This window comes from Amycolatopsis heterodermiae (assembly GCF_034929455.1).
In the GTDB taxonomy this organism is placed as follows: domain Bacteria; phylum Actinomycetota; class Actinomycetes; order Mycobacteriales; family Pseudonocardiaceae; genus Amycolatopsis; species Amycolatopsis heterodermiae.
This window is the reverse complement of the sequence record NZ_JAYFSI010000005.1, coordinates 396,509-418,002: the sequence shown is the minus strand read 5'-3', so window position 1 is coordinate 418,002 and position 21,494 is coordinate 396,509. Positions and strand designations below refer to the sequence as shown.

The following is a 21,494-nucleotide window of genomic DNA, read 5'->3' as shown; positions in this document are numbered from 1 at the left end:
GACTGCCCCACTACGGGCTCCGTGTCAGCCGGTGTACCCGGCGACGATCTTGGTGAACGCGTACTTGTCCTGCGTGATGCCGCTGCACTCGCCGCCGCCGCTGCAGTCGCGGTTGGTGGCCCAGAACGTGAAGCGGCCCAAGTGGTGGCTCGTCGCGTAACCGCGGATGGAGGTGAAGTTGGCGACGGTGACCGTCTCGCCCGCGTTGTCGGTCTTGCCGTTCATCGAGGAGAGGCCGCTGTGCCGGTACGCCGTGTCGTCGGTGTAGCCGAACGTCGTCTTGAGCTGGTTCTTCAGCCCGTCGACCGCGGACTTGGTCATGGCGGCCATGTCACCGCCGCTGGAGAAGTCGAACGGCATGACCGACCAGACGTCGACCGGGGCGCCGATCGCCTTGGCCTGGTTGATCAGGCGCTTGCCGTAGCTGTCGGGGCCGGTCGTCGTGGTGCCGATGGTGATGACGACCTTCAGGTTCGGGTTGGCCTGCTTGGTCAGCTTGACCGCGTTGAGGATGCGGTCCTGCACCGTGTTGTTCTGGAACTCGTCGGTGTTCTCGATGTCCAGGTCGATCGCCTTGAGCCCGTAGGCGTCGATGACCTTCTGGTACGCGCCCGCCAGCGCCGAAGCCGACGTGCACTTCGAGCCGAGCTTCGTGCCGGACCAGCCGCCGAAGGAGGGGATGACGTCCCCGCCCGCGTTGCGGATGTTCGTGATGAGCGTCTTGTCCGAGCCGGTCAGCGAGCGGCTGCCGTCCCACTTGGGGTTGCAGGTGCCGTCGGACAGCACGAACGCGAGGGTAAACGCTTTCACCCCGGTCGCGGACATCGCCGCGGTCGGGCTGGTCTGGCCGCCCCACTGGTACAGGTACGGGGAAGCGAGCACCGGGTCCACCGCGGCCATGGCCTGCGGGGCGAGACCGACCGCCGTCGCCATCGCGGCTCCGGCCGCGACCGCGAGGGTCACCAGACGGCGCACCCGGGTCGCCGATCCGGCCGAAAGAAGGCCGCCCCCCGAGCGGCGCGCAACCTTTACTACCAGGTTGTTCGGCCGTGACTGCGGTCGGGTCGGCGACAAACGATTCAGCATGGGGTCCTCCAAACGGAAAAGGATGGAGCACCTCCGGTTTGAGGCGGCGGGATCATCCCGGGAGGAGCGCTGTGTGCCACCACACAGTGGACTAGACCAATATCGCGTGTCAACCCTTCTTCGGTCGGAAACATGACACACCGTGCGCGCGCGGCTCCTGAGCGTCCCGCTTCGGGGGGCCGTGTGAGATTCCCCTGAAGGCGGAGTGACAGCGCGCGGCAGACCGGCTAGTTTGCCGAAATGGTGGGGGATTCCACGGTCGCAGCCGGCGGGGGACGCCGCCCCGGCCGGTTCCTGCTCGCCGTGCCCCTGCAGCGCTGGGCGGTGTGGCGCCTGCCCCGCCGCGGCCAGGTCTTCTTCGTCGTCGTGGTGGACGTGCTCGCCGTCGCCGCCGTGGCCCTCGCCGCCGCCGTCCGGTTCCCGCCGCTCGCCCCGATGCTGCCGTCGTTCGCGCTGCTCGCGGGCGGGATGCTGGTCACCGCGGAACTGTCCCGGCCGGTGGAACGCCACCGCGAGGACACCCTGCTCGGACCCGGCGTCGACACCCCGTGGGTCTTCGCCGGGGTGGTCGTGCTCCGGCCGGGCCTCGCCGTCGCGCTGGTCGTGCTCTCCGCGCTGCACCAGTGGTTCCGGGTCCGCAGAAGACCCGTGTACCGCCAGGTGTTCGGCGCCGCGTCGACCGCGCTGGCGGGACTCGTCGCCGGGGCGTTCCTCACCGCGACCCGCGTCGAGCCGCTCGCCGCGGCGCTCGACACGCGCACGGTCGCCCTGCTCGTCCTCGCCGGGCTGGCGTTCCTCGCCGTGAACGCCGCGCTCGTGACCGCCGCCGACGGCCCTCGCCCGTCCCGAGAAGCCGCGACGGGCCACGCTTTCGACGCCGCGATGACCACGTTCGGCGTCCTGTTCGGCTGGGCCGCCCTCGCCGCCCCGCTGTTCGTGCCGTTCCTGGCCGGCGCGACGGTCGTGCTGCACCGCGGCGGCCTGGGCCGCGGCCGCCGCGAACACGTCACCCTCGATCCCGGCACCGGCGTGCTGACCGCCGCTTCGTGGCGCGGCGCCGCCGAGACGGAGGTGGCCCGGCTCGGCCGGCACGGCCCCGGCCAGGCCGTGCTGCTGCTCGACCTCGACCACTTCCGCCAGCTCAACGACCGCTACGGCGCCCGCATCGGCGACGCGGTGCTGCGCGCGGTCGCCGACACCCTGCGCGACGAGGTCCGGGCCGCGGATCTCGTCGGACGCTCCGGCGGCGAGGAGTTCGCCGTCCTGCTGCCCGGCACCGGCCGGTTCGACGCGATGGCGATCGCGGAACGGATCCGGCTGCGGGTCGCCTCGACCCTGGTGGCGCTGAAGGCCTCGGGCGACGGCCCGCAGTTCGTCGGCGTGACGGTCTCGATCGGCGTCGCGGGCTGCGGCCCCGACGAGGTACTGGCGGACGCGCTCCTGGCCGCGGAGGCGGCGGTGCTGCAGGCGAAGGCCGCGGGCCGCAACCGCACGATCTGCGCGGAGCCGGGCCAGGAACGGCAATGAAGGTTCTGACCCGACCGCACACTCATGAGGAACGCGGCAGTGATGGGTGAGCCACGTCCTCCGACCGCATACGCCGAGCGAGCTCGGACCGTGTTTCGCGGCCGAACTCTTCGCCCGGACACTGGTCGGCGGTAACAATCCGTTGTCGGCCGGCGACCAGTAGGCGACCATGCTCGGCCTCGGAGGGAGTCCCTCGACGTGCTCGACTCAGGCGGTTGGCGGTGGCGCCAACACCAGCGGAATGAGAAGGCCCGTTCGCTGGTCAGGCCGGGACGTCGGCCTGTGGAGCCGCGTGTGTTGAGCGTGCGGGCCCTGCGCCGGTCGGGCTTCGGTGAAGTCTGTCCCGAGGCCCTCCATGACCAGGCGAACGCAGGGCGTATGTTCAGCGGCAGCGTCGCCGCGGCGACGGTGATAGGCCTGGTAGGCAGCACGATGCTACTGGGTGGGTTCGGGCCTTTCGCGGCGGTCGGGTTGGTCGCTGGTGGGATCGCCGTCGTGCTGTTGCTCAGCTTGGTGGGTCTTCTGACACCGACGCTCGACCTCCTGATCTTGCTCAGCCTGTGGCTGGCGGCGGGCGTCGTCCTGGTGGCTGATCACCGCGGAGCGGCGTTGATGGTGACTCACCTGATGCCGGTGGCCGTGACCTTCGTCGGCCGGTGGAGCCTACGGGCTCTGGAGCTGGCCTTGCGGGTCCCGCTCTTCGTTCCGGCGGCCCTGGTCATCGTGACCGCCCCGTTGCTCACCGAGGATCCGTGGCACTTTGTTGCCGCGGCGAAGGGACGGCTGGCACTGCTGGCGTTGTTGACGATCGTTCCGCTGCTGGCCCTGGTGCTCGTACGGCTGCGACGGGTGCGGGTGAGGAAGGTGTTCGAGCGAGCGGCGGTCACCGTGGCCGAAAATGCCGACGCGGCCGTGGCACGTGGCGTGGTGATTCTGCACTCGCGGTGCCTGACGAGAGAAAGCTGGCCGGACAGCCGGAAGCTGGACCGTTACCAACGCCAGGCGTTCGCTCCAAACGCGCTACGAGGGACGGCCGCGGATCTGGCGGAACTGGTCGCATCCGGGTTCCGCAGGCAGTGCGCTGTCCGCCTCTGCACGCTCCTGCTGGGTGTCCTCGCGATCACGTTCGCGCTGATCTACACACTGGCCGTCGCGGCGATGCCGGTGCAGCTCGCCGAGGCGTGGTCCGGGACCCGGATGTCCTACGTCGTGCTCGAAGAGCTGGGTCTCCAGTTGCCGTTGTGGCCGTACGCCGGGGTCGCCGTGCTGTTCGCAGTCGTGGCCGCCGTGGGGTTCCTCGCCTTCGCGATCACGGAGGAGACCTACACGACCTCGCTGGTGGACGCGGTACACGGCACCCTGGCCGAGAAACTGATCGTCGTCGGCGCGCCCTATTTGTTCCACGGCCGCGGACCTAGCACTTCGGCTGCCCCGGCCGCCCCGGCAGAAGAACGGCCCAAGAAACCGATGCAGGTCTACGGCAAACGGCGGCGGTGACTGGCTGCGCGGAGCCGGGCCTCAGCTCATCGTGATGGCGTCCAGCTTGTCCCGCAGGTAGTCCGCCGCGATGACCTCCGGGTAGATGCGCTTGCCCAGCGGCGGGGCCAGGGACGTGATGCGCGCGTCGTGGTCGGTCTCGTAGAAGAAGACCAGGGACATCAGGTCCTCGTCCGGGGCTGTGGGTGCCGGCGGCAGGACGCGGTGGCGGGTCGAGCGCCAGCGGTCGCCCGTCCAGCGGGCCATCAGGTCGCCGATGTTCACCGTGAACGCCTCCGGGTGGTGCGGGGCGTCCTCCCACTCGCCGCCGGCCGTGTAGACCTGCAGGCCGCCGACGCCCGTCTGGCGGTCGAGGACCGTCACCGTGCCGAAGTCGGTGTGCGGGCCGATCCGGAACTGGTCGGGCTCCGGCTGGCCGACGTGCGTCATCGGCGGGTACCAGTTGATGTTGAACGTGTACGTCGGGTGCGCGGTGTGCCGGGTGAAGTGGCTTTCGGCCAGGCCGAGCGCCGCGGCGAAGATCTCCAGCAGGTGGTCCGACAGCGCGCGCATGCGGCGCATGTACTCGGTGGCCGTCTCGGCGAGCCCCGGCACCTCGTCCGGCCAGACGTTGGGCTGGAACCAGAACCCGTCGATCTCGGCGACGCCGACGCCGAAGTCCGCGCCCGCCGAGTACGACTCCTTGAGGTCGGGCGGGGTTTCGGTGCCCTCGGCGTAGCCGTTGGCCTCCACACCCGGCGGCAGCCAGCCGCGGCCGCCGACGGTGACCGCGTACCGCTGCTTGACGTCCTCGGGCAGTGCGAAGAACCGGCGTGCGAGCTCCCGGGTCCGCCGGCGCAGCTCGTCCGGCACGCCGTGCCCGGTGACCAGCAGGAACCCGGACTCCCGCAGCGCCCGGTCGACCTGTTCGGCCACCTCGGCCCGGCCCTCGGAGGTGCCCGTGAACCACGGCGAAAGGTCCACGAGCGGTACGGATGACGGCATACGAGCTCCTCGCACGGAAAGCTGTCCTGAGTGAAGCTGTCCTAGGTGGACTGTTCGACCCCGATGTCCTCGAACCACAGGTCCGGGCGCGCGGCGATGAACTCCGTCATCAGCGCGGTGCACGCGGGGTCGTCGAGCAGGGTGATCTCCACGCCGAGCCCGGCGAGCCAGTCGTGCCCGCCGTGGAACGTCTCGGCTTCGCCGATGACCACGCGTCCGATACCGAACTGACGGACGAGCCCGGAGCAGTACCAGCAGGGGGAGAGCGTGGTGGCCATGATCGTGTCGCGGTAGTGGGGGCGGCGGCCCGCGTTGCGGAACGCCGCGGTCTCGGCGTGCATCGACGGGTCGCCGTCCTGCACGCGCCGGTTGTGCCCGCGGCCCAGCAGGGCACCGGCGGAGTCGAACAACGCGGCCCCGATCGGCACGCCGCCCTCGTCGCGGCCCAGTTCGGCTTCTTCCCGGGCGACGGCGAGCATGGCTGAAGGGTCGATCGGCATGCGCCACTCTCACCGCCCGGAGCCGTGCCTGGCAAGTGTTTGACACTTCAACTGCACCATCCGGCGGATCGAGGACCAGAACTGTCCTCGATGTCTGGCACACTGCGTGTCATGTACGGCACTTCGGAGCGACTGCTCAGGCTGCTTTCGCTCCTGCAGACCCGGCGGGACTGGCCGGGCTCGGACCTCGCGTCGCGGCTGGAGGTGGACGTCCGGACGATCCGCCGGGACGTCGAACGGCTGCGATCGCTGGGGTACCCGGTGCACGCGACGCCGGGTGTCGCCGGTGGCTACCGGCTCGGCGCCGGGGCCGCGCTGCCGCCGCTGCTGCTGGACGACGACGAGGCCGTCGCGGTCGCGGTCGGCCTGCGCACGGCGGCGAGCGGCACGGTCAGCGGCATCGAGGAGACGTCCGTGCGGGCGCTGGCGAAGCTCGAACAGGTGCTGCCCGCCCGGCTGCGCCCGCGGGTCGGCGCGCTGCAGGCCGCGACGGTGTCGCTGCCCGGCGGCGGCCCGACCGTCGACGCCGGGGTGCTCACCGTGATCGCCGCCGCCTGCCGGGACCACGAGCGGCTGCGCTTCGGCTACGGCGACCGCTCGGGTGCGGCGACCGAGCGCTCGGCCGAGCCGCTGCGGCTGGTGCACACCGGACGCCGCTGGTACCTGGTCGCCTTCGACATCGGCAAGCAGGACTGGCGCACCTTCCGCGTCGACCGGATCACCGGCGTGCCGGTGGCGGGCTTCCGGTTCACCCCGCGCGAACCGCCGGCCGAGGACCTCGCGGCGTACGTCTCCCGGCAGATCTCGTCCGCGCCGTACCCGCACCAGCTCGTCGTGCGGGTCGCGGCCTCGGCCGAGGTGGTGGCCGCCCGGATCCCGCCGACGAGCGGCATGGTGGAGCCGATCGACGAGCACAGCTGCCGCGTGCGGACCGGGGCGGCCAACCTGGACGCGGTGCCGTACTACCTGGCGCAGTGGGGCCACGACTTCGTCGTCGAAGAGGCGCCGCCGGGCTTCGTGGACCAGCTTCGGGTGATCGCGGAGCGCTTCGCGCGCGCCGTCGGCTGAGGGCCGCCGTGCCGGGTAGGCTCGGTGGCCGGTAGCGGTGAGAAACCCGGAGGGTGACTGTGAGCTCGGTGCCTGGAATCGATCCGTCGGTCGCGCCCAGCGGTGCGGGCTGCGTCGAGTGCGACGCGGCCGGTGGCTGGTGGGTGCACCTGCGCCGGTGCGCGCAGTGCGGGCACGTCGGCTGCTGCGACACCTCGCCGGCGCAGCACGCGACCGCGCACTTCAAGGCCACCGGGCACCCGTACATCCAGAGCTTCGAGCCGGGGGAGTCCTGGTTCTGGAACTTCGAGACCGAGACGGCCAGCGAGGGACCGGCGCTGAGCGAACCGGACTCGCACCCGGACGGCCAGCCCGTGCCGGGCCCGGTCGAACGCCTGCCGGCGGACTGGCAGCAGCACCTGAACGGTTAGCGACCGCTTAGTCTGTGGCGGAGGTCTCAGTCAGGCGACCTGGACGCCGAGCATGCGCAGCACCAGGCCGCCGTACTCCTTGCCGAGCGCGGTCGGCGTCTGCCGGGCGCGCTCGCTGTACCAGCGGGCGACGTCGACGCCGAGCGACAGCACCGCGCGGGCCGCGACGTGCGGGTCGGACACGGTGAAGGCACCCGCGCCGGCCCCTTCGGCGATCACCTCGCGCACGATCCGCTCGATCCGGCGCCGCAGCTCGGCGACCACCTCGAACTCCTCGTCGGGCAGGGCCTGCAGCTCGTACTGCACGACCCGGGCCACGGTGTGGCGCCGCGCGTGCCAGGCGACGAAGTCCTCGACGATCAGCCGGATCCGCTCGACGGGGTCGGACACCTTGGCGACGACGTTCTCGACCAGGGCGAGCGTCTGCTCGTGGCCGTACCGGCTGATCGCGAACAGCAGCGCGGCCTTGGACGGGAAGTGCACGTAGAGCGCGGCCGGGCTCATCCCGGCGGCGCCGGCGATGTCCCGGGTCGTCGTGGCGTGGTACCCGCGCTTGGCGAACGCCTCGACCCCGGCCAGCATCAGCCGGCGCGCGGTCTCGGGCTGCACATCGGGCCACAGTTCGGCCGACAGGGACATCGTCATCGGGAGATCCTCTCAGACGCGGCACCCACGGGCGACGGGCTCGGCGGCCCACCTCGATCGCCCTCAGTGTAAGTGAGCGCTTGGTCCAGGAGAGGGAGGTCATACCGGCAGGCTGATGGCCTGACGGTCGAACGTCAGTTCGAGACTTTGGTAGAATCCCACTGCGATGGTGCGGCCGCAGGGGAAGTGCGATCCGCACCATCGCGTCCCCTCGGCGCGCTGCACCGGCTTCCCCGAACGGCCCGAACGAGCTTCGGTGACGAAGCTGCGTGGTCGACTGCGAACCGCGCCCTCTGCGCCGAGGGGTGTCACGTCGACCCGCGCTGTCAGCGGGCTCCGCCCGCTCGTCGCCGCGGCGAGCGGGCGCTGAACAATTCTGCAGATTGGCGTGCTTTCCTCGGGGTGCGGTTTCGTGGGCTCCGCGAGCCAGGCGTCCGTGTTCGCGGTTTCGGTGTCAGCGAGGTGCGGGCCGGAGGCGGACGGGCAGGCTGGTGTGCCCGTTGGACAGGAACGTGGGCAGGGTGGTCAGGTTCTCCGTCGGCACGGCGAGGGTCAGGTCCGGGAAGCGGTCGAACAGCGCGGGGAGCGCCACTTCGGCTTCGAGCCGGGCCAGCGGCGCGCCGGGGCAGTGGTGTACGCCGTAGCCGAAGGTGAGGTGCGGTGCGGCCGGACGGGTGATGTCGAACTCGTCGGCGGTGTCGCCGTGCTGGGCGGGGTCGCGTCCGGCGGCGCCGAAGCCGACCAGGATCGCATCGCCGCGCCGGATCACTGTGCCGTCTACCTCGATGTCCTCGACCGCGTACCGCAGGGGCGTGTACGGGATCGGTGCCTGCCAGCGCAGCGTCTCCTCCACCACGGCGGTCCAGGATCGTCGCCCTGACCGGACCAGGGCGAGTTGATCGGGGTGGGTCAGCAGCGCGATGATGGCGTGGTCGAGCAGGTTCACCGTGGTCTCGTGGCCGGCGGTCATCATCAGCATCAGCGTGTCGACGAGCTCGGTTTCGGTCAGTGCGCCGTCCCGGTCGTCGCGCGCGGCGATCAGGGCGCTGGTCAGGTCGTCGGCGGGCGCGGCGCGTTTCTGCGCGATCAGGTCGGTGAACAGGGCGTACGCCGCCGCCACGTTCGCCTGCGCTTGTTGCTCGGTGATCGCGCTGTCGAAGAAGCTGTCCACTACTTCGCGGATCCCGGCTTGTTTGTCGCCGGGGACGCCGAACAGGCGGCAGATGACCTCGATCGGCAGCGGGTAGGCGTACCGCGCCCGCAGGTCGACGGGCGCGTCACCGGAATCCGCGTCGAGGGCGTCGAGCAGGTCCCGGGTGATTTCGTCGACGTTCGGGCGGAGCGCCTCGGTGCGGCGGGCGGTGAAGGCGGCGGCGGTCAGGGAACGCAGCCGCCGGTGGTCGGCGCCGTAGGCGGTGAACATGTTCCGGATCGACACCCAGATCCGCAGCGGCCAGTCTTCATCGATTTCCCCGTTGGTGAACGCGGGCCAATGCTGCACCGCGTCCTTGGACACCCGAGGGTCGGCCAGCAGCCGACGCAGGACATCGTTGCCGGTAGCGGCCCAGGCCGGAACGCCACCGGGCAGTTCGATCCGGGTGACCGGCCCCCGTTCCCGCAGGCGGGCGCCTTCGGCGTGCACGTCGGAGGCGGTGACGTCGAGCGTGATCGGCTGTTCCATTCTCATTCCCCCCCCCCGTCGGTTCTCGCGTGGACCCCGGCCGAACTCGGATACGGAATACCGGCTGCGGATCAGTGCGCGTCCAGGATGCAGATCACGGTCGCGCTCGATTCAAGAGCGTCCAAACCCCACGCTGCAGGAAAGGTGCGCCGCGGCCGAGTGGACTGTTGCCGCCTGAATCGGCCAGCGCCTTCCGGGTTCCCGTTGTGGCGTTACCCCTCCCAAGGATCGCCGTTCGGCAGCATTGATAAGTCTGCCACCGCGAGGACGCGGCTCGCGTGCCCTCAACGAGTGAAATGACGCGCAACCGGCACTAATCCGCCAGCCCAGTGAAGTCACCCGCGTGGGGGATATTGGCGCCCGGATCAGGTGAACGATGGGTAATTAATGCGGTTTCGCGGCGGGGCGGCCGAGCGCTGAGCGTTCACGCCGTGCGGTGAGCAGGTTCCAGTCGGTGTGGTCACTCGCTCATCTGACGTCGGCCGGTTCGACGGCCGCGGAGCCGGCGCTCACCTGTCCGCGCTACGACATCCGGGTTCACTTCTCGCGCCAAACCGGTGCATCAGCGGAAATCCCGACACTCACTGTTTCGGAAAACGCAATCTTCGTCACTCCGAAGTGTGACAGTTTCCCGGCGGATTTCGATCGTTCGGCGCATTTCGGCCATGATCTGCGTGGTCCTGTGCGCACGCCGGTAGCCCGTTGAGGCCTTGACGCAGGGCGCTCCGAGTGACGTTTCCGGGACCGGCTAACGAATTCCCGGGTATTCCGTCTCTTCACAGGAACCCCACACCGAATCCGGCCGTTCGCCGGTGCCCGAAGGGAAACCCATGTCGCGAAGATCAGTTTTCGTCGCCCTCGCCGCGGTCGGCGCGTTGCTCGCCCCGACCGCGGTGGCGGCCGCCGCGCCGCCGGGCGTCGACCCGGCCACCGTCGACCTCACACTCGCCGCCGGGCAGAGCACGACCGTCACCAAGCACGTCACCACCTCCGCCGTCCCGCCGAACCCGGACCTCGTCCTGCTCGCCGACACCACGGGCAGCATGGGCGGCGCGATCACGAACGTGCGGACCAACGCCAACGCCATCACCGGCGACGTGCTCGCCGCGCAGCCGACCGCCCAGTTCGGCGTCGCCGAGTACAAGGACTTCACCGACTCGGTGCCGTTCAAGGTCAACCAGGGCATCACCGGCGACACCGCCGCGGTCCAGGCGGGCACGAACCAATGGGTGGCCTCCGGCGGGGGTGACCTTCCCGAAGCCGACCTCAACGCGCTCTACCAGCTGGCCACCGGCGCGGTCACCTTCCGCCCCGACGGCACCCGCATCGTCGCCTGGTTCGGCGACGCGCCGTCGCACGACCCCAGCGGCGGGCACTCGCTGGCCGACACGATCGCCGCGCTGAAGGCGGCGAACATCCGCGTCGTCGCGGTCAACGTCGGCAACCTCGACGCCGACGGGCAGGCCAGCGCCATCGCCGACGCCACCGGGGGTGTCCTGCTGAACAACGTGCCCTCGAACCAGGTGTCCCAGGCCATCCTGACCGGCATCAAGTCCATCGAGGTCACCGTGACCCCGCACGTCACCACGTGCGACCCGCAGCTGACGCTCACGAACGCCCCGGCGAGCGCCAAGGTGACCAGCGGTGACGTCGCGACGTTCACCGAGACGATCGCCACCGCGGCCGGCGCCGCCCCAGGCACCTATCACTGCTCGGTCGACTACCTGGTCGACGGCATGTCCCGCGGTTTCGTCGAGACGACCACCGTGCGCGTGCTCGGCCTGAGCATCAACGACGTCACGGTGGCCGAAGGTTCGGGCGGGGCGCCGGTGCCGGCCACCTTCACCGTGTCCCTGCTCGGCGGGGTGAGCCCGAACCCGGTGAGCGTCCACTACGCCACCGCGAACGGCACCGCCACCGCGCCAGCCGACTACGCCGCCACCAGTGGCGACGTCACGTTCGCGCCGGGTGAGACGAGCAAGCCGGTGACGGTGCCGGTCAACCCGGACACCGTCGACGAGCCGGACGAGACGTTCACCGTGACCCTCTCGGCCCCGGTGGGCGCGGGACTGGTCGACCCGACGGGTGTGGGCACGATCGTCGACGACGACCGGGACGGCGCCTTCTCCTGCACCGGCACAGCGGCGAACGTCCTCGGCGTCACCGCCGCCGTGGCGAACCCGCAGAACCTGCCGTGCGCCGACGACAGCAAGACCGTCCTCGACGCGACGCTCAACGCCGGCCTGATCCAGGTGCAGACCCACGCTCTGACGTCGTCGACCGACCTGACCCCGGACAACCAGTCCGTGGCCCCGGCGGCCGGTGACCACGCGCAGGCGTCGGCCAAGATCGACAAGACGGTGATCAGCACGGTCGGGCTGACGATCGAGCTGGGCGTGATCCAGTCCCAGGCGGCGGCGACCTGCCAGCCGGCCACGGGCGGGCTCGCCCCGGTGTTGACCGGCAGCTCGAACGTGGCGTCGCTGAAGATCAACGGTGTCTCGGTCACGGTCGGTTCGGCCCCGTTGACGATCCCGCTGGTGATCGGCTCGCTGAAGCTGAACGGCCAGACCGTTTCGGGTGGCGTGGTGAAGCAGCAGGCGGTGGCGCTGGACACCGCGCTGGCGAAGATCGTGCTGGCGGAGTCCCAGGCCGACGTGCACGGAACCGTCGCGCACCCGGCCGGCGACCCCTGCCGGCGGTGATCCGGTGAACCGGGCCGGGGCGGGCGAAACCCCGCCCCGGCCGCGGTTCACGCGTGGCGGAACTCCGGCGGCTGCCTTTCGGTGAGCGCTGCGCCGCGACTACCCCGCGGTTCTGCGCTACGCCCGCGACCAGGCCGGATCGCCGGATGGACAACGTGCGGCGCCTGGCCGGCGTCCTGCAGTTGCCGCGCCGGCATTCGGACTCGAGGACCACAGAAGCGTGGCGCCCGGGCATCTCGACCCGAAGGCTTTCAAGGTGATCGGCAAGCCCGCCCGAGATGAGGACAACGTGCGTCTCATGGCTCACCGGCACCTCCCGGGCCGTGTCGACGATCCGGACAGTGCGAGTCCGTACGGTGGTTCGGGAATCGCCCGACGCCGGATCTGGCGTTTGTCAGACCTCATCAGGGCGATCTGCCAATCATGATCAACCGCACCGAGGAGGACCGATGGCCGAAATCTCCGATCAGGGCGCATGACCGGATCGCGTGGGCGGGTTCTCTCGTCGACGCGTAGCGCCGACGTCCGGTCGGGGTAGATGTCCAGCACCCGGTCCAATCCACCGGCCGAGAAAGGCTGCGGCATGATGGTTTTCGGTGATGGGCAGCTGGTGAGAATGGCGCCGATCGCGCGTACCACGATGAGTACTGTGCCGGAATCCAACTCACCGGCGAAGGTGACGACCACTGGATCGCCATGGGGACGCGAGACGGTGAGTCGCCGCGGTCGAACTCCCCATGATTTACGCTCCATGCGTTCCCCTCGCGTCGGTGTAAGAGGTTTCGTAGACGGGATAGTCGGCGAAACACACCGGGGGTCCGCAGAGATCTGCTCGGCGTCAAACCTGCCTGGCCGTTGGTGCGCCGCACCGGACGGCCGGCTCGAAGCTGCTGCAGGTGCGCAGACGGTGTGACTCAAGTCGTTGACGATCAGGGCGTCCGGACGCAGTCGCAGCACCACGTGGCAGGCCGGAAAGCCGTGGCGGATCGGGTCCGCGCTCGCGGCCTTCACCTGCGTGAAGCCGGCATCCGGGCCGCACGGTGTGTCCTGCACCGCTGGACGGATGTCGTCTGCTCGTTCATGTCATCACCCCCAGGCTGGTCGTGACTGCACGTCTGGGCGGCTCAGCGGCTCGGTAGCTGGTGTCGAGAGCGTGGGTGATCTCCCCCGCGGACAAGTCCGCGGGGGAGATCCGTCAATGCATGCCGTAGCTCGTTGGTCACGGCCTTGTGATTGGGGTGTCGAACGCCCCGCCCAGGGGGACAACGCGCGGCGACCGGGGGTGGCGGGTGACGCGGCCTGCCCGAAGTGGCCGACAGGCTTGGCCACGGGCTGCGCGGGTATCACAGCCCTGATATTTCTGCTGAATCACGGTGGGCGCTCGGCTGCGGAGGCGAGGAACGAGTGACTTCTGAAGGCAACGAGTACGACGCGGTCGCGGATCGGCAGATCGGGCGCGAGGAGGACGTGCGGCGGGTGTTCGACGCCATGCCGGTGCTGGTGCTCGCGATGGCCGGTCCGGAGCTGGAAGTCACCGCCACGACCGCCGCCTACCGCGTCCTGGCGGGGCGGTCGGAGATGATCGGCCTGCCGTTCCGCGAGGTGTACCCGGAGACGATGGGGCAGCAGATCTTCGAGATGTTCGCCGGCGTCTACCGCACGGGCAACCCCCTGGACGTGCGGGCGATGCGGGCCCAGTTCGAGCAGCAGGGCCGGCGGATCGAGGTGTTCGTCGACGTCACCGCCGTCCCGCAACGGGGTGCCGACGGCGAGGTCACCGGCGTCATCGCCCAGGTCGTCGACGTCACCGAGCAGGAGCGGCAGCGGCGCGCCACCCAGGAACGCGCCGACGTCGCCGAGGCCCGCTACGCCCAGGCCCGCGACGTGATCGACACGCTGCAGCGTGAGCTGCTGCCCGCCGGAGTGCCGGTTCTCCCACGGGCGCAGATCGCCGCCAGCTACCTGCTCGCCGACGCCGACACCGCAGCGGGAGGCGACTGGTACGACGCTCTGGCGCTGGAGGACGGCCGCGTCGCGCTGGTCGTCGGCGACGTCGTCGGCCACGGCGTGAGCGCCTCGGCGACCATGGGCCAGCTGCGCATCGTCCTGGAGGAGCACCTCGCCGGCACCGGCGACGTCCTCGCCGCCGTGCAGGCCGCGGACGCGGCGACCGCCCGGATCCCGGGGGCTCGCGCGGCCACCGTCTGCGTCGCGGTGCTCGACCCCGCCACCGGGCAGCTGACCTACACCACGGCAGGCCACCCACCTCCGCTGCTCGTACCGGCCGGCGACGAGGACAAGGGGCGTTACCTCGACACCACCGCCGGCGGCCCCTTGGGCTTCGAGGGAGACCGCGCGTCCGCTACCACCCAGCTGACCACCGGTGACCTGGTGCTGCTCTACTCCGACGGCATCCTGGAACGCCCCGGCCAGGAGCTGAGCACGAGCACGGTCGACCTCGCGCGGGTTGCCGCCGACGTCACCGCCGACCGGGCCCTGCCCGGCAGTCCCGGCCTGACCGTCGAGCGGGTCTGCGAGCAGACCATCGAGCTGATGATCCGCGCCACCGGGCACGACGACGACATCACCCTGCTGGCGGCCCAGCTCACCCCGGCGCCGGCCGGGTTCGCCCTGACTGTTCCCGCCGACACCGATTCGTTGGTCACCCTTCGCACCGGCCTGGACGAGTGGCTGACCACCGCCCGGGTCGCCCGTCCGGACATCGACGCGCTCCGGCACGCCGTGGTGGAGCTGGTCACCAACGCGATCGACCACGCCTACCTCGACTCTCCGGACACCCACCCGGTCACCGTCACCGCCGCGCTCGACAGCACCGGCCGGCTGGAGGTGCGGGTCATCGACCAGGGGCGATGGCGCGAGCCCCGGCCTTCGCCCGATCGTGGTCTCGGGCTGCACGTGACCTCCGGCGTCGTGGACAGCCTGCAGCTGGATCACGACGCGCACGGCACCACCGCGATCGTCCGTCACCGGCTGAACCGGCCGGCCAGGCTGCTCACCGCCGAATCCCGGGGGCCGGCCGCCGGTGCGCGGCCGGCACCGCAGGCCGACCCGCTGATCGTTCTGGACCAGCCGTCGGCGCCCGAACCGCGGCTGCGGATCGACGGCCCGATCGACGGCGCCACCGCCGCCACCGTCGAACACGAGATCCTCACCGCCGGTTCCACTGGTGCCCGCTCGCTCACGGTTGACCTGACCGGTGTCACCCACCTGGCCAGCGCCGGAGTCGCGGTGCTGCACAAGCTCGCCGCGCTGCACCGGGGCAACCACACCGAGCTCGTGCTGTTCGCCCCGGTCGGCGGCAACGCCGACATGGTCATGACGCTGGTGGACCTGCCTCACCGGACTCTCGACCCCGACACGGAATCCGACGACGCCGGCTGATCTGACGCCGCCGATTCCGTGGCCCGCGGGAACAGCGGCGAGCTGGACCAAATCTTCACCGATCCCTGGGTGCCGCGAGCGTTACGGAAACGGCGTGGCGGCGCAGCCGCCGGCTGTCCGGGGCTCGACGGTGTTGCCGGTGCGGATGCCGTGGTTCGTTTTCTGTCTCCCGTGATTTCGCTCGGTGTGGTGCGGGTGTCCGTTCGAGCGGGCCACGGTGGTGGTCCGGAGCTTGGTTCGACGGCTCGTTGTGGGCAGGGGGTGAGTGGTGGCGACGGATGCCGAGCAGTCCTCGTGCGACAGCCCGGCGGCGATGTCGGCCGAAGGGCATTCGATGCTGGTCCACCGCTCGCCGCGGGTTGCGCGGGAGCGGACCGGAGCGTGGGTCGGTGCCGCCCTCGACCGGGGGTTCCGGGTCCTGTGCAAGTACACCGGGCTCGCCTGGCCTGTGGCCGAGCTGATCGGATCGGCTGGCCGTGATCCCGGCAGTGTCACGCCGGTCGATGCGGCGGACGTGTTCGCCGATACCGGCGGGCGGCCTGCCGCGCTGCGCGCGTGGCACGAGGAGCACCTCGGGCGCGCTCGCGCCGAGGGCTACGCGGGTCTGGCGCTGGCCTGTGACGGATCCGCGCTGCGGGTCATCGCTCCGGAGCCGGCGGCCAGGATGGCGCACGAACGCGACCTGACCGAGCTGGCGGCCGCGGCGGCGGTGGCCGTGCTGTGCCGCTACGACCTGGCTGTCGAGACCGACGACGACCTCGATGGGCTGCTGAGGGTGCACGCACCGGCGGTGGAAGACGTCGTCTTCGCCGCTTACCGCCACCGTGACCGGCTGACCCTGACCGGGGAGATCGAAAGTAGCAATGCCGCCCGGTTCGCCGCCGTGCTGAGCGCGGCGATCCAGGCTGGTGTCCGCACCGTCGACGTCGCGGGCCTCAGGCTCCTGTCCGCGGCCGGCCTGCGCGCGCTGGACGCGGCCACCGCGCCGCTCGGCCGAAGCGCAGAGCAGGTGCGTTTCCTCGACGCCGGGCCGCTGGTCCAGCGTGTACTGCACGTTTCCGGACTGCTCGCCTCCGGCGTCATCGTCCTGGACAACTGACCGCGCGAGGCCGCGAGGAGTCTGCCCAAAGCCACGTGGCCGATGTCCGGAATACCGGCCCTGCCTGGTTGGGCCGCGGCTCCGGTTCCGGATGGCGCCCGGCTGCGCTGCGCCGGTGACGCGCACGTCGTGCCTTGACAAGTTGCGCACGAGGGAAAACCCTTCGGTTCACCGGCGCTACACCAGTAGCCCGTAAGGCAGCGCGGGAGCGAACGTGGCCGAGCAACCACCGCAGGAACCCGACTCCGGCACGACGTCCGACAGCGGGCGGCAGCGTTTCCAGTTCGCCACCACCGATCCGGACGAGGCGCAGGACTTCATCGACCGGATGTACCGCGCCCAGCCACCGAAAGCCGGCCGGCTGGCCCGGGTGTCGCCGGTGTCCATCTCCCAGGTCAGCGCGGGCGGGCTGAGCTATGTGGACTTCACCATGCCCCCGGACCTGACCTTGCACCTCGACGGCACCGACGAGGTGTCGGTGACCACGCTGATCACCGGCGGCACCGAAGCGGAACTGGGCAAGCACACCGAACGCTACGTCCCTGGGGACGCGTTCCTGGGCAGCTTCCCGCACGGGGACTACCAGGTCCGTTGCCTCGACTTCCGCGCCACGATCCTCACCGTGCCGGCCCACGCCCTCGCCGAAGCCGCCGGGATCCTGCCCGGACGGCCTCCGCCCGAGCTGCGGTTCGACACCCTGCGCCCGGTCTCCCCGGCCGCCGCCGCACTCTGGAAGCGCACCGCCACCTACGCGCACGACATGCTCGAGAACGAACTGGCCGCCGCCAGCCCGCTGATCATGGGCAGCGCCGCCCGGCACCTGGCCGCCACCATCCTCGAAGTCTTCCCCGGCACCGTCCGCACGGACCCCCTCGGCCCCGGCAGCCGCGATGCCCGTCCTGAGACTCTCCGCCGCGCCATCGCGTTCATCGACGACAACGCCCACACCGACATCACCGTCGCCGACGTCGCCGCCGCGGCGTTCGTCACCCCCCGCGCCGTCCAGCTGGCGTTCCGCCGTCACCTCGGCACAACGCCGATGGCCTACCTGCGCCGGGTCCGCCTCGACCGTGCCCACCACGAGCTGCTCGCCACCGACCGAGGGCACGGCTCGGTCACCGCGACCGCTTATCGGTGGGGGTTCTCGAACCCGGGCCGGTTCGCCACCGGGTATCGCAACGCCTACGGGGTCCTGCCGAGCCAAACCCTGGACCGTGACGCGTAGCGCCTGCCGGGCGTGCGGTTGACGGCGAGGCGTTTAGTGGACCGTCGCCGGGGTACCCGGCACATTTGCAGCTCGGGCAGGTCGTCGGGGTCGCCACGCTCGGCACCCTCTACCTGTCTTTGCGGCACGGACCAGGTGCCGCGGCGTCGGCGCACGCCTTCACCCCCACCGTGGTCGCGGTCGCGTGCTGCGCGGCGCTGGCAGGGGTGGCCAGTCTTCTCTTGCTCAGAAGGCGTCCAGCCGTCTCGGAGTGAGCGGCGGTGGGGATTGAGCGGTCAAGCCTCCACATGCGCGCCGGATGAGGCGTTACCAGGGTACGACCTCGCCGCGACGGTCCAGGAACTGCAGCCCCGGCGCGCCGGCTTGGGCCTCGAGGACGTCGACGACGGCCGGGATGGTCTCCTCGGCGACGAGAGGAGCGCCGGGGCCGCCGAGCCGGGTCCGGTTGTGGCCGGGGTCGATGAGCAGCTTGGTGTGCCCGTCGTCGGCGTAACGCGTGGCGTAGCTGCGCATCAGCTGGTTGAGCGCAGCTTTGCTGGCCTTGTAGAGCTCGAAGCCGTCCTCGGTGTTGCGTGAGACGCTGCCCTGTTCGGAGGACATCACCGCGACGGTGCCGCCGGGCACCACGAGCGCGCGCAGGGCCTCGAGGGTGTGCAGGGGGCTCAGCGCGTTGGTGGTCATCACCTCGGTGAACATCTCGGCCGGGACCTCGCTGATCGGCAGGTTGCCGCGGTCGATCGCCGCGTTGACGAACAGCAGGCCGAAGTGGTGGCCCGACAGGCGCTCGCGCAGCGCGGTCAGCTGCGCGGAGCTGGTCATCTCCAGGGTTTCGACCGTCAGCCGTCCCGCCGAGCCGGCGGCGTGCGCACGCAGCTCGCCGCCGCTGGTGCGGGTCGTGGCGGTCACCCGCCAGCCGCGCCGGGTGAGTTCGACGGCGAGGACGAGCCCCAGCCCTCGCGAGGCGCCGATGACGAGGGCATGGCGGTGGGCATCAGGGAACACAACGACTCCTTCGGGGGGTGGAAACCTCAACCTAGACGAGACGTCGCGTCTAGACAAGACGTCGCGTCTCGACGTTGTGACACCGGTGGCGCCGGGTATCGTGTCGCGCATGTCCGCCGCAAAGCCTCAGCCCCGCCGGGTGCACTCCGGCAACCGGCGCGACGACGCCGCGCGCCTGGCCGTGCTCCACGCTGCGGACGACCTGCTCGTCGAGCACGGTTTCGGGGCGCTGACCGTCGAGGCCATCGCCCGCCGGGCCGGCGTCGCCAAGCAGACGATCTACCGCTGGTGGCCTTCGAAGGTCGAGATCCTCCTCGACACGCTGATCGAGGACAGCGAGAAGCGGCTGCCGGTCCCGGCCGGCAGCCCGACGGCGGACAGCATCCGCGGCTACGTGCGTGGTTTCGCCCGGTTCGTCACCCGTGATCCCGCCGGCAAGGTCCTGCTCGCCCTCCTCGCCGAGGCGCAGCACGATCCCGGCACGGCGAAGAGCCTGCACGAGCGCTTCCTCGGCCCGCGCCGCGTCCGGGAGCGCGAGCTGCTCGCCACCGGCACCGAAGCCGGCGAGATCGCCCCCAAGCTCGGCCCCGACGCCACGATCGACGCGCTGCTGGGTCCGGTCGTCTACTGTGCCCTCACGGGGGCGAGCGTTCCCCGCGGCCTCGTGGACACTCTCTGCGAGGACCTGCTCCGGCCCCGCGCTGACTGAGTGCTGCCGGCCGGCTGGGCCGCAGGGCGCTGCTTCGGCCTCGGCACTGGAGCGCGCGCGGACATCCGTTTTCGACCGGCTCGCGGCACAAGGGTGCGTTCGCTACGGCCGGGAATTCCGCGCTGGTGCAGCCCTTCGGCTGATTCGCGACTGGTCCGTGCGGGTTGGTGTGCTGTGCGTGTCGGACGCAGGAGGTTGTGGCTGGTCGTGGGCGGCGTTGCGGTTCGGGCTGCTCGCCTGGCTGGGTGATGAGAGCAGTAGCGTTCGGCCGGTAGCAGGAGATCTTCGGGAAGATCGAAGGATCCGAGTACTGGTCCCTCACGACCTGACTGACTTGCCGAGCTCCGGTGAGAGCCGCTCCGTAGGGTTTACGTCGGCGCTTCGCGCGAGTGCGGTGCGGATGCGGCTTGTCGAGGCGTCTTCAGCTTTCCGAGCTGATCCGGGGCAAGGTCGCCGACGCGTTGCCGCCCACGTTGGACACCGGCGCTCTGCGCACCTACCCGCTTGAGCTGTTCGCCATCTTCCGCGCCGGCTGGGCAACCCGCTGATCATCCGGATTGGCGCCGGGCTGCTGGCCGAAGTCGAGCATGACGCGACCCTCGCCGAGGTGCCGCACACCGGACCGCGCCGACGTTGGTTCGCTGCCGTCCGTGCCGGGCAGTCGATCCGCAGCATCCTCGGTCCGAGGGCCCAGACCAGCGCGGACGGCGACGTGCTTGCCGGGGTGTCGACGATCTCCTGCCGAGCTGAATGCATGGCGCGGCGTTCGACCTCTTCACTGCGTAGCAGGGTCACAGCACATCGAGGTGTTCGCGGACGTGATGTGCGGACGTTCGAACGACAAGCAGCACTGTCCCTCGATGATCCCGCTGTTGCCGGGCCGATCCCAGAGTTTGCCGTGAGCGACTTGGCAAGGTGTGTCGTGAGTGATGTTCATGATTCGGACATCGTTGACACTTTACGCACGTGTTCTTACTTTCGGTGCATAGCAACGGGATGGCGTCTCACACGACCGTGTCCGAAGGTGCCCGCGAGACGGGTCTGTTGTCGCTGAGCGTGTCTCCGCGACCGATCCGTCCCGAGGAGCCCTCATGCACCGCGCCACCGAACGGCCGGCCGACCTCGACCACCTGCTCGCACACGGGCCGTTCCCGGCCGCGCTGCGGGCGGCGATCGCCGCCCGCGGGCTGTCGCTCGACCGTATCCGCCACCGGCTCGCGCGGCGTGGGCTTTCGGTCAGCGTGCCCACGTTGAGCCTCTGGCAGTCGGGCCGTCGCCGGCCGGAACGCGCTGAGTCCCTGCGTGTCCTTGCCGGACTGGAGCAGGTGCTCGAGCTGCCCGCCGGGTCGCTCGGGATCCTGCTCGGGCCGCCACGCCCGCGTGGCCGGGCTCCGGTCCGTGGCCGGGCCGGGCAGCTGGTGACCGTGAGCCAGCACGACCAAGCGGAGATCGACGCGCTTGGCGGGCTCTCGGCCGTCCGGGCCCGCGTCGTGCTGCGCGCCACCGGAGCCGGGCTGGACCGCTGGCCCGTGCGGTGGCACTTCGAACCGGGCGTCGCGCCGAAGATCTTCGCGGACCGCAACTGCCGTGTCGGCATCGTCGAGCACGACCTGGACCACGACCGGCTGACCGCCGAACTCGTGCTGGACTCACCGCCCGCACCCGGCGAGTCCGTCGTCGTCGAATACCGCGCGACGTTCCCGGCCCACCCCGTCGCGCGGGGGTACGTACGGATCTTCGACCGGCCGGTGCGCGACTACCTGCTCGAAGCCCGGTTCGCCGAGCTGCCGGCGCAGTGCGTCCGTGTCCACGCCGAGGACGCCGGCCGCGAGCTGGTGCCGGACTCCGGTGGGACCGTGCACGTTGCCGAGGCCGACGTCGTGGGCCGGATCGGGATCCGCTGGGAACCGTGAAACGGGTGTGGCCCCGGCGGGTGCCGGGGCCACACCTTCCT

18 protein-coding genes are annotated in these 21,494 nt (G+C 70.7%); 12 read left to right on the top strand and 6 right to left on the bottom strand.

Annotation, left to right across the window (positions count from 1 at the left end; translation table 11 throughout):
* Positions 1-24: 24 nt before the first annotated feature.
* Positions 25-933: a chitinase gene (locus VA596_RS24100; RefSeq protein ID WP_323330552.1), complete on the bottom strand. Its 909-nt coding sequence runs from the start codon at positions 931-933 to the stop codon at positions 25-27.
* Between the two features lie 393 nt (positions 934-1,326).
* Here VA596_RS24100 and VA596_RS24095 point away from each other — a divergent pair, with 393 nt between their 5' ends.
* Both VA596_RS24095 and VA596_RS24090 read left to right on the top strand, forming a co-directional pair.
* Positions 1,327-2,613 carry a GGDEF domain-containing protein gene (locus VA596_RS24095; RefSeq protein ID WP_323330251.1) on the top strand — a complete coding sequence of 429 codons (1,287 nt, stop codon included), beginning with the start codon at positions 1,327-1,329 and terminating at the stop codon, positions 2,611-2,613.
* A 294-nt stretch (positions 2,614-2,907) separates the two neighbouring features.
* Positions 2,908-4,110, top strand: coding sequence for a hypothetical protein (locus tag VA596_RS24090; RefSeq protein ID WP_323330249.1), 1,203 nt, complete (start codon positions 2,908-2,910; stop codon positions 4,108-4,110).
* 21 nt (positions 4,111-4,131) lie between these two features.
* Here VA596_RS24090 and VA596_RS24085 read toward each other — a convergent pair whose 3' ends face one another.
* On the bottom strand, positions 4,132-5,094 hold the full coding sequence (locus VA596_RS24085; RefSeq protein ID WP_323330247.1) for an isopenicillin N synthase family dioxygenase: 963 nt from the start codon (positions 5,092-5,094) through the stop codon (positions 4,132-4,134).
* 41 nt (positions 5,095-5,135) lie between these two features.
* On the bottom strand, positions 5,136-5,594 hold the full coding sequence (locus tag VA596_RS24080; RefSeq protein ID WP_323330245.1) for a nucleoside deaminase: 459 nt from the start codon (positions 5,592-5,594) through the stop codon (positions 5,136-5,138).
* A gap of 111 nt (positions 5,595-5,705) precedes the next feature.
* Between VA596_RS24080 and VA596_RS24075 the strand changes: the two genes are divergently transcribed.
* Positions 5,706-6,662 carry a helix-turn-helix transcriptional regulator gene (locus VA596_RS24075; protein WP_323330243.1) on the top strand — a complete coding sequence of 319 codons (957 nt, stop codon included), beginning with the start codon at positions 5,706-5,708 and terminating at the stop codon, positions 6,660-6,662.
* Positions 6,663-6,730: 68 nt separating this feature from the next.
* A complete protein-coding gene (locus tag VA596_RS24070) occupies positions 6,731-7,072 on the top strand; it encodes a UBP-type zinc finger domain-containing protein (protein ID WP_323330241.1) in 342 nt (113 codons plus the stop codon).
* Between the two features lie 30 nt (positions 7,073-7,102).
* Here VA596_RS24070 and VA596_RS24065 read toward each other — a convergent pair whose 3' ends face one another.
* Together VA596_RS24065 and VA596_RS24060 are read right to left on the bottom strand one after the other, a co-directional pair.
* Complete coding sequence (locus tag VA596_RS24065; RefSeq protein WP_323330239.1) at positions 7,103-7,717, bottom strand: TetR/AcrR family transcriptional regulator; 615 nt, start codon at positions 7,715-7,717, stop codon at positions 7,103-7,105.
* Between the two features lie 454 nt (positions 7,718-8,171).
* Positions 8,172-9,398, bottom strand: a complete 1,227-nt coding sequence (locus tag VA596_RS24060) for a cytochrome P450 family protein (protein WP_323330237.1) — start codon at positions 9,396-9,398, stop codon at positions 8,172-8,174.
* 436 nt (positions 9,399-9,834) lie between these two features.
* Here VA596_RS24060 and VA596_RS24055 point away from each other — a divergent pair, with 436 nt between their 5' ends.
* The 5 genes from VA596_RS24055 to VA596_RS24035 all read left to right on the top strand — a co-directional run bounded on the left by VA596_RS24055 (position 9,835) and on the right by VA596_RS24035 (position 17,829).
* The gene (locus VA596_RS24055; protein ID WP_323330235.1) at positions 9,835-10,104 is read left to right on the top strand and encodes a hypothetical protein; all 270 of its coding nucleotides are present in this window, start codon (positions 9,835-9,837) and stop codon (positions 10,102-10,104) included.
* Positions 10,105-10,228: 124 nt separating this feature from the next.
* Positions 10,229-12,103, top strand: coding sequence for a Calx-beta domain-containing protein (locus VA596_RS24050; protein WP_323330233.1), 1,875 nt, complete (start codon positions 10,229-10,231; stop codon positions 12,101-12,103).
* A 1,404-nt stretch (positions 12,104-13,507) separates the two neighbouring features.
* Positions 13,508-15,505, top strand: a complete 1,998-nt coding sequence (locus VA596_RS24045) for a SpoIIE family protein phosphatase (protein WP_323330231.1) — start codon at positions 13,508-13,510, stop codon at positions 15,503-15,505.
* 268 nt (positions 15,506-15,773) lie between these two features.
* Positions 15,774-16,604 carry an MEDS domain-containing protein gene (locus VA596_RS24040; protein ID WP_323330229.1) on the top strand — a complete coding sequence of 277 codons (831 nt, stop codon included), beginning with the start codon at positions 15,774-15,776 and terminating at the stop codon, positions 16,602-16,604.
* A gap of 214 nt (positions 16,605-16,818) precedes the next feature.
* On the top strand, positions 16,819-17,829 hold the full coding sequence (locus VA596_RS24035; protein WP_323330227.1) for a helix-turn-helix transcriptional regulator: 1,011 nt from the start codon (positions 16,819-16,821) through the stop codon (positions 17,827-17,829).
* A 306-nt stretch (positions 17,830-18,135) separates the two neighbouring features.
* Here the strand turns inward: VA596_RS24035 and VA596_RS24030 are convergent, their stop codons facing one another.
* Positions 18,136-18,831: an SDR family NAD(P)-dependent oxidoreductase gene (locus tag VA596_RS24030; protein WP_323330226.1), complete on the bottom strand. Its 696-nt coding sequence runs from the start codon at positions 18,829-18,831 to the stop codon at positions 18,136-18,138.
* A gap of 109 nt (positions 18,832-18,940) precedes the next feature.
* Here VA596_RS24030 and VA596_RS24025 point away from each other — a divergent pair, with 109 nt between their 5' ends.
* The 3 genes from VA596_RS24025 to VA596_RS24015 all read left to right on the top strand — a co-directional run bounded on the left by VA596_RS24025 (position 18,941) and on the right by VA596_RS24015 (position 21,453).
* On the top strand, positions 18,941-19,540 hold the full coding sequence (locus tag VA596_RS24025) for a TetR/AcrR family transcriptional regulator (protein WP_323330223.1): 600 nt from the start codon (positions 18,941-18,943) through the stop codon (positions 19,538-19,540).
* A gap of 407 nt (positions 19,541-19,947) precedes the next feature.
* The gene (locus VA596_RS24020; RefSeq protein WP_323330221.1) at positions 19,948-20,088 is read left to right on the top strand and encodes a hypothetical protein; all 141 of its coding nucleotides are present in this window, start codon (positions 19,948-19,950) and stop codon (positions 20,086-20,088) included.
* A 543-nt stretch (positions 20,089-20,631) separates the two neighbouring features.
* Positions 20,632-21,453, top strand: a complete 822-nt coding sequence (locus tag VA596_RS24015) for a hypothetical protein (RefSeq protein WP_323330219.1) — start codon at positions 20,632-20,634, stop codon at positions 21,451-21,453.
* Positions 21,454-21,494: the final 41 nt, after the last annotated feature.

Excerpts from the sequence above, each read along its gene's own strand:
- VA596_RS24100 (WP_323330552.1), bottom strand. The coding sequence starts at position 933 with ATGGCGACGGCGGTCGGTCTCGCCCCGCAGGCCATGGCCGCGGTGGAC.
- VA596_RS24095 (WP_323330251.1), top strand. The coding sequence starts at position 1,327 with ATGGTGGGGGATTCCACGGTCGCAGCCGGCGGGGGACGCCGCCCCGGC.
- VA596_RS24085 (WP_323330247.1), bottom strand. The coding sequence starts at position 5,094 with ATGCCGTCATCCGTACCGCTCGTGGACCTTTCGCCGTGGTTCACGGGC.
- VA596_RS24080 (WP_323330245.1), bottom strand. The coding sequence starts at position 5,594 with ATGCCGATCGACCCTTCAGCCATGCTCGCCGTCGCCCGGGAAGAAGCC.
- VA596_RS24075 (WP_323330243.1), top strand. The coding sequence starts at position 5,706 with ATGTACGGCACTTCGGAGCGACTGCTCAGGCTGCTTTCGCTCCTGCAG.
- VA596_RS24065 (WP_323330239.1), bottom strand. The coding sequence starts at position 7,717 with ATGACGATGTCCCTGTCGGCCGAACTGTGGCCCGATGTGCAGCCCGAG.
- VA596_RS24060 (WP_323330237.1), bottom strand. The coding sequence starts at position 9,398 with ATGGAACAGCCGATCACGCTCGACGTCACCGCCTCCGACGTGCACGCC.
- VA596_RS24050 (WP_323330233.1), top strand. The coding sequence starts at position 10,229 with ATGTCGCGAAGATCAGTTTTCGTCGCCCTCGCCGCGGTCGGCGCGTTG.
- VA596_RS24025 (WP_323330223.1), top strand. The coding sequence starts at position 18,941 with ATGTCCGCCGCAAAGCCTCAGCCCCGCCGGGTGCACTCCGGCAACCGG.
- VA596_RS24015 (WP_323330219.1), top strand. The coding sequence starts at position 20,632 with ATGCACCGCGCCACCGAACGGCCGGCCGACCTCGACCACCTGCTCGCA.